This is a genomic window from Natrialba aegyptia DSM 13077, assembly GCF_000337535.1.
Lineage (GTDB): Archaea > Halobacteriota > Halobacteria > Halobacteriales > Natrialbaceae > Natrialba > Natrialba aegyptia.
Genome location: NZ_AOIP01000011.1, coordinates 1 through 12,128 on the forward strand (window position 1 = coordinate 1; position 12,128 = coordinate 12,128).

Consider the following 12,128-nt stretch of genomic DNA (forward strand, 5'->3'; position numbering starts at 1 on the left):
GCCAGCCCGCTCAGAGATGTGTATAAGAGACAGGAACGAGTTCGTAGGCGTGTTCGCTCAGTTCGTCCTCGGCGAAGACGAATACCCGTCCGTCGACCAGTGAGAGGTCGGCCTCGACGCGGATCGAGTAGGCGTCTGTCGAGACGGTCACGCCGGGATACAGCACTTCTTCGTCGTCACCGCTGAGTATCACGCGACCGACGCCGGTCGTCTCCAGAATGTCGTCGTGGGTGTCCCGGTCGTTGACGTAGGTCATGACGCCCTCGACGCCGTCGGGGTCGGTGACGAGGACGTGGACGTCCTTCCCCGGCGGGGTCTTGATCGACTCCGTGACGGGTTCGGGTGGCCCGTGGTAGAAGACTTCCCGGCCGTCGAGGTACTGGACGACGACCCCGCCCTCGACGAGATTGACGGTGATCGTACTCGGAGCGACGTTATTGCGTGCGCTCATTGTTCGCTCGTTCGGGCGGAGTCGGGAAAAGCGGTGCGTTCTCGCCGATTGTACGCCGGGCGCGATACCGAAACGCCCGGCGGGAAGCCCCGGCCGGCACCGCGAACAGCGAGTATCGGCTTCACTCCGAACGCGGATCGAACGGAACGAACCAGCTTGCAAAGCCGCTCGGTTCTGGGTCGTTCTCCGCCCGAAATCGCGACCACTCGACGACGAGCTTTCCCAGAACGACTCCCGTGACGAAGAGGAATTCGAGCGTCCCGCGCGTCGGAACGACGCCGAATACTTCTCTGACGATGTTCACGATCAGGAAGCAGAAGAAGCCGCCGACGAGCGTCCCAAACGCGAGAAAGACGATCGCGAAGAAGACGACTCGACAGGGAATTTCGAGGACCATGTGTGCAGACAGTTCCTGGTACCGTTTCGTCGCAAAGAACTCGCGACGCAACTCGACGAGATGGGAACCGATCGTGGCGAGTACCGCCGCGATGAGAGAGGGAGACACGATCGATTCGACAACCGGGAACAGGCCGAAGCTACCGAGCGGGAGTAGCAGGAATCCAAGCCCCCAGACAACGGACATGACGACAATTCTGATGTTCCGCGGGTAAATCGGCGGGATCGATCTCCCGAGATTGATGGTGGTTGGATTATCGCCCCATCTCGACTCGGACAACTCTTTTCCCCGGCTCACTCCCGGCAGGAAGAGATTCCGCCCCTCGAGCACGATCCGCCGTTCGGCGAAAAGCGCCGCCCCGCTGTACGCCAAAAGCATGACCGCGACTTCGATCCAATAAATCGCCAGCACCTCGCCGATGCGCCAGTCGAACCAGAGAACACCGCCAAGAGGAAGGAGATTCGCGACCAGAACGGGAGCGAACGAAATAACGGTGGGGCGGTTTCGCGTTCGCCGATCGAATTCCATCGATCTGACAAATTGCGTAGCAGTCACTAAGTACTGTCTCTTCTCGAGGCGAGTTCCTGCCGCGCCGGCCGGAAAGTACGGAGTCGCATATGGCGACCAGGTGGGTACTCAGCGGCCGGTTTCGATCCCGTGCTCTCCTTGCCACCGGGAGAAGACTTGTCAGAACCGCCAGCCGTAAGTACGCACTCTGTGAGTCTTCTCGTATGGACGGCCGCGCCGTCGCACCCGCAGCCGGAACGGTCCTCAACGCACTCGCGACGGGGACCGGTTCAGCCTTCGCGATCGACCTCGAGACGACCGCGACGGTCGAACTCACCGACAGTGGCGAAACCGTCGGCCGGGTCGACGGCCACCCGGACGCGGACACGACGCTCATCGAACGCTGCGTCGACCTGACCCTCGACGAGTTCGCCGCGTCGGCCGGCCTCGATCGATCCACCGTCGGCGCTCGCGTTCGCACCGAAAGCGAGGTCCCGATGGCCGGCGGGCTGAAGAGTTCGAGCGCGGCAGCCAACGCCACCGTTCTCGCGACGCTCGATGCACTGGCAGTCAGCGACGCCGTCGATCGGATCGACGCCTGTCGACTCGGCGTCCGTGCCGCTCGCGACGCCGGCGTCACCGCGACCGGCGCGTTCGACGACGCCAGCGCGAGCATGCTCGGCGGCGTGACGATCACCGACAACACGAGCGACGAACTGCTCGCCCGCGACGAACCCGACTGGCACGCGGCGGTCTACACGCCGCCGACGCAAGCCTACAGCGCCGATGCCGACATCGCCGCCTGCGAGCGCATCGCGCCGATGGCTGAACTCGTCGAAGAACTCGCACTCGACGGGCGCTACGGCGAGGCGATGACGGTCAACGGCTTCGCGTTCTGTGGCGCGCTCGAGTTCCCGACGGGGCCGATGCTCGACGCGCTGCCGGACGTAACCGGAGTGTCGTTGTCCGGAACCGGACCCAGCTACGTCGCCGTCGGCGACCGCGACACGCTGGCCGGTGTTCGAGAGCGGTGGAACGAGCGCGAGGGAACGACACGATTACTGCAGACCCGAACAGACGGGACACGTATTCAAACACCATGACGCCAGATTCAGCTTCGAACGGAGACGAGATCGCAAGCGAGAACCGAACACCGGACGAGATGGATCTCGAAGAACTCCGCGAGGAGATCGAGACGATCGACCAGGAGATCGTCGAACTGATCGCCCAGCGAACCTACGTCGCGGATACGATCGCGGCGGTCAAAGACGAGAAGGACCTGCCGACGACCGACGAGAAACAGGAGGAGCAGGTAATGGAACGAGCGGGACAGAACGCAGAGCAGTTCGATGTCGACGCGAATCTGGTGAAGGCGATCTTTCGGTTGTTGATCGAACTGAACAAGGTCGAGCAACGCGAGAATCGGTAACGAGTTCGATCTATCGATTATTGATCCGCCATACTGTTTCGACAGACTATTTCAACGGCTGTTTGTACACGTAGCTAGCCCGCTCCATCCCGGCCCGCTCCTCATAGAAGCGATGGGCATCCTCACGCTGGAGGCCCGAAGAAAGTGCGACGAGTTCACAGTTTCTCTCCTCGGCCCAGTCTTCGATAAACGAGAGGAGTTTCATCCCATGTCCCTTCGACCGATGGTCGGCGTCTGTTACCAACTCGTAAACCCACACGTGGCGACCGTAGTACATATTCACCTGGATCCCAACGCCAGCGAGCGAGACGATTTCGTCGTCTACTGAGACAGCGAAGAGTCGGTACCCATCATCGGTCATTTCACGGAGATAGTCAAGGTAGGAGTCTTCGTTCAGATGGGTCCGCAATTGGGACATCACTGGAAACGCGCCTAACCACTCTGCTTCGGTCTCTAACTCGTGGACCTTCGTCTTGGCCATCTCTCCAAAAGAAGAGAAGACGACCTTAGTCGGTTTTGGTAGTGATACTCATCATCGAACGTACGTGATGAGAAAGCGCCGAAGGAGACGAACTCTATAACGTCAGTCGGAGACCTGAAGACGGTTGGACAACACGAGAATCGGGAGTACCCGACGGAGAGCGACATCGTTTATCAGCCGGTTCGACCGGGGCTCGTTCCACCTCGCTGCCCTCGTCGTCTCTCTTCGATGAAAGGACGGACATCATTCGTGTTTCATGCTCGGGACGCTCGGGATCCTATCATTCCGATTAAAAGATGCGGAGTCCCGAATCGCCGTCGGTCAGACCTCGACTTCGGTGACGTGTTCCGCTTCGATTTCGTCGCGGGTGTACTCCTTCCCGTGTTGTTCGCGAACGTGATCGCGCGTGATTTCGACCAGTCGGTCTTTGTCCTCCTCCTCCGTCCGCATGAGGAAGACACAGCCCGAAACCTCGGTGTCACACGCTACCTGTAGCGCCGTTATTGTCTCTTCGTCGGAGTGTTCGATAGCCATGGTGCAGTCCCCGCGAAAGGCTACGCCGTGAACTCGCATGTAGGCACCGAGTGGGCGGTATGCACGCCCTGACTCGCGTGCAGTTGCTGCAACCGCCCACCGGCTACGAGCCGTCACACATCACTCGTTCGTTGATTCGACCGTGAGCGGTCGCGACTCACGCCGATAGCGCTCGAACGTCGATTCCGCCCACTCCCGAGCCGCCGGTGCGTCGGTGTCGAGCAACAGTTGCACCGCGCCGCTGTGCTGGTCAGCACAGCTAACGGCGACTCGATCGTCGAAGAGACTGACGCCGTAGGGCGGCAAGTCGTCGTGCACGCGGACCGTGAGATTCCCGCTTTCGAGCGGCCCGGCGCAGTGCTCCCCGTAGGTCGCGAGAATGGAGCGGGCGACGCTCGGCGGGTCGATGATCTCCGTCCGCATCCCGTCGAGAACCCGCTCTCGAAGCTCGTCCTTACAGGGTTCGAGCAGGGCGATATCGAACCCGACGAACCGAAACTCGTCCGTCTCCTCGAACAGGGATGCGAATCGGTTCACCGGCCGGTACGGCGAATCGACTGCGGCGACCGTCACGACCGCGTCGGTCGCCATCTCGACGGTGAACCCGCTTTCCTCGTTCGGAAGCCACTCCCAGGTATCGCGAAGCTTCCGCTCGGTTTCGAGCCGGTCGATCAACTCCCGCAGCCCCGCCGCGACGAACGCGCCCAACTGCGTCGTTTCGTACCGCTTGTCGGTCCGTCTGATCCAGTTGCGCTCTTCGAACGCCCGAAGCGTCCGCCCGATCGTGGACGACGACGCCCCCGTCTCCCTCCGAAGCGCAACTCGACTCCGAGGCCGGTCGGCCAGCGCATCGAGCACGGCCACGCGATGTTCCGACCGCGCGAGGAACTCGATGTCGTCGAGCGGCGTGCTCGTGGCTCTCGACATCATGGTACTAATACGCACACGCTCGACATAGCTGTTCGGATCCTGAGCGCACATCACCCAAACGGCTCGCGCCGATCCGGTTCAGGCTGCGCTCAACGACTCGTCTGAATTAGCTACCCGCTGGCAGTCGACCGAACTCGTGCGAAAACGGCGGTAGTCCCGTCCGGCAGGTTAGAGGTAGTCTTCTTCGGCGAGGCGTTCGATCCCTTCCTCGAGTCGTTCTTCGCTCGCCGCGTACGAGATGCGGGCGTAGCCGGGCGTCCCGAACGCGCTGCCGGGAACCGTTGCGACGTGGGCGTCCTCGAGCGCTCCCTCGCACCAGGCCTGATCGTCGTCGGCGACGGGAAGCATCATGTAGAACGCGCCGTCCGGAACCGCAACGTCGACGTCGTGGTCGTCGAGCAAGTCGATGACGAGTTCACGTCGCTGGCCGAAGGCGTCGACCATCTGGGCGACGGCGTCGTCGGTGTTTTCGAGGGCTTCGACGCCGGCGTGTTGGACGAAGTTGACGGCCGACGACACGGAGTGGCTGTGGAGTTTGCCGGCCTGGTCGATCAGGTCCTGGGGGCCGGCGAAGTAGCCGAGTCGCCAGCCGGTCATGGAGTAGGCCTTCGAGAAGCCGTTGACGGTGATGGTGCGGTCGGCCATGCCGTCGAACGTTCCCAGGCTGGTGGGTTCGACGCCGTAGGTGATCTCCTTGTAGATCTCGTCGGAGATGACGGTGATGTCGTGCTCGACGGCGAGGTCGCGGACGCCCTCGAGTGCGGCGTCCGTGTAGACCGCGCCGGTCGGGTTCGACGGCGAGTTCACGATGAGCAGCTCGGTTTCGTCGGAGACGGCGGCCGCGAGGTCGTCGAGGGCGGGTTCGAGCTGGAAGTCGGAATCGGAGAGGTCGACGCGGGTGAGGTCGCCGCCGGCCATCTTGACCATCGCCTCGTAGGAGACCCAGGCGGGGTCGAGCAGCGCGACCTCGTCGCCGTCCTGAATCAGGGCCTGGACGATCTCGTAGAGCGCCTGCTTCGCGCCGGGGGTGACGATGATTTCCTCGGGGCCGTGGTCGAGGCCGTCGGCGGCGAGTTTGTCCGCGATGGCCTCGCGGAGTTCGAGGATGCCGGCGGAGGTCGTGTAGCCGGTGTGGCCGGCGTCCATCGCATCCTGGCCGGCGTCGACGATGTTCTGTGGCGTCGGGAAGTCGGGTTCGCCGACGGACAGGTCGACGACGTCTGCGCCATCTTGCTCGAGTTCGGTGGCGAGCGCGGAGATGGCGAGGGTTGCGGACGGTTCGACTCGGGTCAGGCGGTCGGTGAATTCCATGGTCATTGCTGGAACTGGGTTCGATTTCGGGCTGCGTCGTGGTCGTTTTAGTCGGCGGTACGCGACGGTGACTCGGGATCGGGTAGTTCGTCGACGAGATCGAGCGCGCTGTCGACTGCTTTCGCAGCGTTTTCGATGCGCTCGCGGGACTCGGCCGCGGACATGCCGGGGCCGGTGACGCCGAGTGTGACGGGAGTATCACGCTCGAGGCTCACGTCTGCGAGCCGCTGGGCGGTCGCGTCGGAGATGACCTGATCGTGGTCGGTGTCGCCGGTGATGACGGTCCCGATGACGGCCACGGCGTCGACGGCCTCGAGTCGCGCGAGGCGGTCGGCGGCCAGCGGGGCGTCGTACACCCCAGGGACGTGGACGATGTCGTGCACCTCGGCTCCCGCAGCCTGGGCTGCCTCCGCGGCTTCGTGCTCCATCTGCTCGGTGATCGGTCGATTGAACTCCGCGACCACCAGTCCGAGCGTGGTCATACGCGAGCCGAGGTGAGCGGGCGTAAAAGAGGTACCGTTCTCGCCGAATGTATCCTCAAGTCGAACCCGACGGTGTCGGCTGGCTTGCCGGGAAAGCGGACCGGCCCCATTATCGCCGGTAACGGATTCATACCTAGCGTTTCTGTACTGTCCAGCAAATGCCGCACAAGGGTTTAGGGGTACATATCGAGTAGATCCTGCTAGCGGTACCAACCACCATGAGTGCAAGTCAACACCAGAATCTGGCCATTATCGGCCACGTCGACCACGGAAAGAGTACGCTCGTCGGGCGACTCCTCTACGAGACGGGGAGCATCCCCGAGCACGTCATCGAACAGCACCGCGAAGAAGCCGAAGAGAAGGGCAAAGGCGGCTTCGAGTTCGCCTACGTCATGGACAACCTCGCCGAGGAGCGCGAACGCGGCGTCACCATCGACATCGCCCACCAGGAGTTCTCCACCGACGAGTACGACTTTACCATCGTCGACACGCCGGGTCACCGCGACTTCGTCAAGAACATGATCACGGGCGCGTCCCAGGCGGACCACGCCGTTCTCGTCGTCGCCGCCGACGACGGCGTCGCGCCCCAGACCCAGGAACACGTTTTCCTTGCACGAACGCTCGGTATCGACGAACTCATCGTCGCTGTCAACAAGATGGACGTCGTCGACTACGAGGAATCCACCTACGATGAGGTCGTCGAGGAGGTTACCCAACTGCTCAATCAGGTGCAGTTCAACACCGAGGACGCCTCGTTCATTCCCGTCTCGGCGTTCGAAGGCGACAACGTCGCGGACGTCTCCGATAACACGCCGTGGTACGAGGGTGAAACCGTTCTCGAGGCCCTCAACACGCTGCCGGAGCCGGAGCCGCCGACGGATGCACCGCTTCGCCTGCCGATTCAGGACGTGTACACGATTTCGGGTATCGGAACCGTCCCGGTCGGCCGCATCGAAACCGGTGTCATGAACACAGGCGACACCGTCTCCTTCCAGCCCAGCGACGTGGGCGGCGAAGTAAAGACGATCGAGATGCACCACGAGGAAGTACCGAAGGCCGAACCCGGTGACAACGTCGGGTTCAACGTCCGCGGCATCGGCAAGGACGACATCCGCCGCGGCGACGTCTGCGGTCCGGCCGACGATCCGCCGAGCGTCGCCGAGACCTTCCAGGCCCAGATCGTCGTCATGCAGCACCCGTCCGTGATTACGGCCGGCTACACGCCGGTCTTCCACGCGCACACGGCACAGGTCGCCTGTACGATCGAATCCATCGATCAGAAGATCGACTCCTCGAGCGGCGAAGTCGCCGAGGAAGACCCCGACTTCATCCAGTCGGGCGACGCCGCCGTGGTCACCATCCGACCCCAGAAGCCCCTCAGCATCGAACCGTCCAGTGAAATCCCCGAACTCGGGAGCTTCGCCATCCGCGACATGGGCCAGACCATCGCGGCCGGCAAGGTCCTCGAGGTCAACGAGAAATAACGCAGCAAGCGCGTTCGGCCCGCAGATTCGCGAACTCGGCAGTTCGCGAGTTCGGGATCGGTCATACTATCGGACAGCACTATTTGAAGATCGGTTGCTCGAACTCGGCTGTTTCCAACGGCGATAGCCGGATTATCGCGACCAACTTCTCACTGACTTCTGTCCGACAGTATCAGTAGTGGCCCATCACGCCACGGTCGCGAGTTCGCTCGACCAGATGCAAAAAGACGAGGTAGCCGCCGACGAGGTAGCCGGTGCTAGTGACGAACAGCGCGACGAGTTCGGTGGGCGGAAACTCCCAGAGTCTCGTTCCGTCCAGCATTGCGAGGGTGATGAGGTTGCTTCCGGGGCTGACCGGGAGGAAGGCGAGAGCGGGTCCCCGGCCGCACCGGGGGCAGCGATCAGGCCGGCAAAGCCGAACCGAAGCAGTTGCTGGACGTTTTCGAGCCGTTTGTAGAGCAAGGAAAGTCCGGCAACGGCGTAGCCGACGCCGATCGCCGGTAGGATCGTGACGACGAGCAGCGGCGCGACCGTGAGCAGGTCTACCGAGACCGATCGACCGGTCGTGACGACCATGAGTGCGAGGAGGACTAGCGCGAGACCGCTACTGAGGGCGATATTGAACACGGTTGTAACCGAGAAAATGCGACCGAGACCGGCGGGCGAGAGATACAGTTGTTCGAGCGTGCCCCATTTGGCTTCTCGCATGACGCTACCAGCGACGTCGAAATACGCCGCACTGGTAGCCAAAAAGAGGAAGAAACCGACGACGATGACATCGAGAGTGGCCTCGGCATCCGCGCCGCCGAGCGACCGGCCGCCGAGAAAAACCACTGCGAACGTCGCGTACATCCCGACGACTCGCATGAGCGTATTGACCCAATATCGTCTCAGAAGGACGACCCGCTTTTCGACGACGGCGGCGACGAGACGCAACTGGTTAGTCATCGGCGGGCCTCCGCTCGGTTTCGATAAGCCGTAAGAACACGTCTTCGAGGTCCGGCTCGAGCGTCTCAACTGAGCCGAACATCGTCCCCGAATTTCGAAGCACCGCCATTAGCTCATAGAACTCGTTTCCCTGCACGCGGGTCGCGTCGAACCGGTGTGTCACGGTAGTCCCGTCATCGCGGCTCGCCCACGCCGTCGCGCCGAATCGTTCGGTGAGGGTTGTTTTCACATCGTTCGATAACCACCCGGTGACGGTCACGCGGACGGCTCGCGTCCGGAACAGATCGAGCAGCGTCTCGACCGTCTCGTCCGCCAGCACCGACCCGTCGTTCAGGATGATAACTCGGTCACACAGTGATTCGATGACCTGCATGTCGTGACTCGAAACGAGAACCGTTCGCTCGTTCTGGTCCGCCAGTCGCCGGAGTTCCCGGCGCAGTTCGAACGAACTCTCCACGTCGAGGCCCAGCGTGGGTTCGTCGAGAACGACGAGCGGCGTCTCCCGAACGAGGGTACACGCCAGCGACGCCTTCTGTTTCATTCCGCGGGAGAGTTCGTTGACCGGATCGTCGGCTCGGTCCGCGAGATCGACCTGTTCGAGTAGTCGATCGATCCGGTCGGAATCGGCCCGTTGACCGCCGATCCGGGCGAAGAATCGAATGTTTTCGCGAACGGTAAGCCGCCAGTAGACGTTCCGCGCCCCTTCAAGCATCGCGGCGACGGACCGGGACGGCAGCCGGGGATTCGGTTACATCGACGCCGTCGATGCGTGCTGTTCCACCTGTCGGGCGGATCAACCCGAGAAGCAACTTGATCGTCGTCGTCTTGCCGGCCCCGTTCGGACCGAGCAGTCCGACGATCGTCCCTTCCTCGATGGCGAACGATACGTCGTCGACCGCAGTCGTCACCCCCGCGTCGGTCTCGTAGGTTTTCTCCAACCCGTCGACCGTCAAAAGCGGTTCCGACCGATCGCGGACGGCTGACCGCGTTCCGTTGGACTGTCGATCCAACACGGGTTCGTTCGCGACCATGTGTTACGATGCTAATACCAGCCGGAATATGTCTTTGGAATGATAGGTGAATACTATTTCCCGGCCAGTCGGTACAGTTCGTTCGCTCACCGATTGCCAATTCTTAAGCGGGGTCACCGTCAATGCCCGCCCAATGACGACGTTACAGACGCCAGGACCAACGATCGGCGTCGTCGGTGGCGGCCAACTCGGGCGCATGCTCGCGGAGGCGGCAGCGCCGCTCGGCGTCGAGGTCGTCGTCCTCGATCCGACGCCCGACTGCCCGGCCGCACCAGTCGCCCGCGACCAGATCGTCGCCGACTTCGACGACGAAGCCGGCATTCGCGAACTCGCCGCTCGCGCCGACGTGCTCACCTTCGAAATCGAACTCGCCGACCAGGACGTCTTAGAGCGCGTCAGCGAGGACTCCGGCACGCCGGTCCACCCCAAGCCGGCGACGCTCGAGACGATTCACGACAAACTCGTCCAGAAACGCGAACTCGAGGACGCGGGCGTTCCCGTCCCGCCGTTTCGCAAGGTTACGGACGCCGCCGACATCCGCGCCGCGATCGACGACTACGGCGCGCCGGTCATGCTCAAGGCTCGAACCGGTGGCTACGACGGCCGTGGGAACGTTCCCGTCGAGTCCAAAGCGGACGCCGAGGCCGCACTCGACTCCGTCGCCGGCCCCGCCATGGTCGAGGCCTTCGTCGAGTTCGAGCGTGAAATCTCGATCATCGCGGTCAAGGGCAAGAACGAAATCGCGACGTTCCCGATCAGCGAGAACGTCCACGAGGAGGAGATCCTGCGGCAGACGATCGTGCCGGCGGGCTCCTCCAACGCGGTTGCAGAACGCGCCCGCGGGGTCGCCTCGGATGTCCTCGACGTGATGGAGGGGCGCGGCGTCTACGGCATCGAATTGTTCGAAACGAGCGACGGCGAGATCCTGCTCAACGAAATCGCCCCGCGCCCGCACAACTCCGGCCACTGGACCATCGAGGGCGCACAGAGTTCGCAGTTCGAACAGCACGCGCGGGCGGTTCTGGGGTGGCCCCTCGCCGCGACCGATCTCCGCTCGCCGACGGTGTCGGTGAACCTGCTCGGTGACGTCGAGGAGTCTCGGTCCGCGACGTTGCAACACGTCGATCGAATCCTCGAGACGCCGGGTGCGGCCCTCCACTGGTACGGCAAGCGAGAGGCGCGTCCCCTGCGAAAGCTGGGTCACGTGACGCTGTCCGGACGCAACGACGAGACGACAGCCGAATTACTCGAGGCCGCGCGCGAACTCGAGGAGTCCGTCACGTTCACGTCGGAGTGACCGCCACTACCTACTATGAGTGACAGCGTTTCCGACCTGATCGACCGACTCCACGAGGAAGCCACACAGAGCCGTCCCGCGGCCGAGACGCCGGACGTTGGCATCGTGATGGGCAGCGATTCCGATCTCGAAACGATGCTGACCGGCGGCGAGCGCCGCGGAGCCTACGACGCGTTCGTTGATGAACTCGGCTTTGCCGAGCAGACCGACTACGAAAACGCCCCCGACGAGCGGTTTACGTTCGAAACGTACGTCACCTCGGCCCATCGGACGCCGGACCTGATGGCGGCCTACGCCGAGACGGCAGAAGAGCGCGGGCTGGAAGTCATCATCGCGGGCGCGGGCGGCAAATCGGCTGATCTACCGAATATGACCGCCTCGATCGCGTATCCGCTGCCGGTCATCGGCGTCCCCGTCCAGGAGAAGTCCGTCGATAGCGTGATCGGAATGCCGACCGGCGCGCCGCTGGTCGCCGTCGACGCCGGCAAGTCCTTCAATGCCGCCCTCTCTGCCGCACAGATCCTCGCTCGCCAGTACGACGACGTGCGCGACCGACTCGTCACCTACCACGACGGCCTGCGCGACGGCGTCGGCACCGTTTCGCGCGAACTCCACGACGAGGGAACCCCTGCGTTCCGAGAGCGCGAACGGTAATCGGCGAACCACCCGCTACTTCCGGCGAGGTCGTCCAACGTTCATCGTTCTTCATTGCCGCTCTTATCGTCTGTAATCAGCCGAATCCCGATTCGCTCGCGTGGAAACGACTACGGCGAATATACGCCGAGTATACAGACAGACAGTTTATCCCTGATCTCTCGGCTTGGCCCGTGTTGACCCGGAAAACGA

Annotated in this window: 15 protein-coding genes; 5 read left to right on the forward strand and 10 right to left on the reverse strand. The window is 62.8% G+C overall.

Going from position 1 to position 12,128, the window contains the following annotated elements; translation table 11 throughout:
* Nucleotides 1-10: 10 nt before the first annotated feature.
* Nucleotides 11-451: a DUF5796 family protein gene (locus C480_RS02190; RefSeq protein ID WP_006663990.1), complete on the reverse strand. Its 441-nt coding sequence runs from the start codon at nucleotides 449-451 to the stop codon at nucleotides 11-13.
* A gap of 121 nt (nucleotides 452-572) precedes the next feature.
* Nucleotides 573-1,376, reverse strand: coding sequence for a DUF6498-containing protein (locus tag C480_RS02195; RefSeq protein WP_006663991.1), 804 nt, complete (start codon nucleotides 1,374-1,376; stop codon nucleotides 573-575).
* Nucleotides 1,377-1,579: 203 nt separating this feature from the next.
* On the opposite strand from C480_RS02195, the gene C480_RS02200 reads away from it, so the two are divergent.
* Together C480_RS02200 and C480_RS02205 are read left to right on the forward strand one after the other, a co-directional pair.
* Nucleotides 1,580-2,458: a shikimate kinase gene (locus C480_RS02200; protein ID WP_006663992.1), complete on the forward strand. Its 879-nt coding sequence runs from the start codon at nucleotides 1,580-1,582 to the stop codon at nucleotides 2,456-2,458.
* A complete protein-coding gene (locus C480_RS02205; protein ID WP_006663993.1) occupies nucleotides 2,455-2,784 on the forward strand; it encodes a chorismate mutase in 330 nt (109 codons plus the stop codon). The genes C480_RS02200 and C480_RS02205 overlap by 4 nt, the downstream gene beginning before the upstream one ends.
* A 46-nt stretch (nucleotides 2,785-2,830) precedes the next feature.
* Here the strand turns inward: C480_RS02205 and C480_RS02210 are convergent, their stop codons facing one another.
* The 5 genes from C480_RS02210 to ribH all read right to left on the reverse strand — a co-directional run bounded on the left by C480_RS02210 (nucleotide 2,831) and on the right by ribH (nucleotide 6,522).
* Nucleotides 2,831-3,265 (reverse strand): GNAT family N-acetyltransferase, encoded by a 435-nt coding sequence (locus C480_RS02210; protein WP_006663994.1) that lies wholly within the window; start codon nucleotides 3,263-3,265, stop codon nucleotides 2,831-2,833.
* A 321-nt stretch (nucleotides 3,266-3,586) separates the two neighbouring features.
* Nucleotides 3,587-3,799: a hypothetical protein gene (locus tag C480_RS02215; RefSeq protein WP_006663995.1), complete on the reverse strand. Its 213-nt coding sequence runs from the start codon at nucleotides 3,797-3,799 to the stop codon at nucleotides 3,587-3,589.
* Nucleotides 3,800-3,919: 120 nt separating this feature from the next.
* The gene (locus C480_RS02220; RefSeq protein ID WP_006663996.1) at nucleotides 3,920-4,729 is read right to left on the reverse strand and encodes a helix-turn-helix transcriptional regulator; all 810 of its coding nucleotides are present in this window, start codon (nucleotides 4,727-4,729) and stop codon (nucleotides 3,920-3,922) included.
* A 168-nt stretch (nucleotides 4,730-4,897) separates the two neighbouring features.
* Nucleotides 4,898-6,046, reverse strand: coding sequence for a pyridoxal phosphate-dependent aminotransferase (locus tag C480_RS02225; RefSeq protein ID WP_006663997.1), 1,149 nt, complete (start codon nucleotides 6,044-6,046; stop codon nucleotides 4,898-4,900).
* 41 nt (nucleotides 6,047-6,087) lie between these two features.
* The gene (gene ribH / locus C480_RS02230) at nucleotides 6,088-6,522 is read right to left on the reverse strand and encodes a 6,7-dimethyl-8-ribityllumazine synthase (protein WP_006663998.1); all 435 of its coding nucleotides are present in this window, start codon (nucleotides 6,520-6,522) and stop codon (nucleotides 6,088-6,090) included.
* Nucleotides 6,523-6,740: 218 nt separating this feature from the next.
* On the opposite strand from ribH, the gene tuf reads away from it, so the two are divergent.
* The gene (tuf, locus tag C480_RS02235) at nucleotides 6,741-8,006 is read left to right on the forward strand and encodes a translation elongation factor EF-1 subunit alpha (protein ID WP_006663999.1); all 1,266 of its coding nucleotides are present in this window, start codon (nucleotides 6,741-6,743) and stop codon (nucleotides 8,004-8,006) included.
* Between the two features lie 186 nt (nucleotides 8,007-8,192).
* On the opposite strand, the gene C480_RS02240 is transcribed toward tuf, so the two are convergent.
* Genes C480_RS02240 through C480_RS24465 form a run of 3 tightly spaced genes read right to left on the reverse strand, consistent with a single transcriptional unit; the run spans nucleotide 8,193 to nucleotide 9,985 of the window.
* Nucleotides 8,193-8,954 (reverse strand): hypothetical protein, encoded by a 762-nt coding sequence (locus C480_RS02240; RefSeq protein ID WP_006664000.1) that lies wholly within the window; start codon nucleotides 8,952-8,954, stop codon nucleotides 8,193-8,195.
* Complete coding sequence (locus C480_RS02245; protein WP_275040262.1) at nucleotides 8,947-9,666, reverse strand: ATP-binding cassette domain-containing protein; 720 nt, start codon at nucleotides 9,664-9,666, stop codon at nucleotides 8,947-8,949. Before C480_RS02245 ends, C480_RS02240 begins: the two co-directional genes overlap by 8 nt.
* A complete protein-coding gene (locus C480_RS24465) occupies nucleotides 9,659-9,985 on the reverse strand; it encodes an ATP-binding cassette domain-containing protein (RefSeq protein ID WP_275040263.1) in 327 nt (108 codons plus the stop codon). Before C480_RS24465 ends, C480_RS02245 begins: the two co-directional genes overlap by 8 nt.
* Before the next feature lie 133 nt (nucleotides 9,986-10,118).
* On the opposite strand from C480_RS24465, the gene C480_RS02250 reads away from it, so the two are divergent.
* Both C480_RS02250 and C480_RS02255 read left to right on the forward strand, forming a co-directional pair.
* Nucleotides 10,119-11,282: a 5-(carboxyamino)imidazole ribonucleotide synthase gene (locus C480_RS02250; protein WP_006664001.1), complete on the forward strand. Its 1,164-nt coding sequence runs from the start codon at nucleotides 10,119-10,121 to the stop codon at nucleotides 11,280-11,282.
* Between the two features lie 15 nt (nucleotides 11,283-11,297).
* Nucleotides 11,298-11,936: an AIR carboxylase family protein gene (locus C480_RS02255; RefSeq protein WP_006664002.1), complete on the forward strand. Its 639-nt coding sequence runs from the start codon at nucleotides 11,298-11,300 to the stop codon at nucleotides 11,934-11,936.
* Nucleotides 11,937-12,128 lie beyond the last annotated feature (192 nt).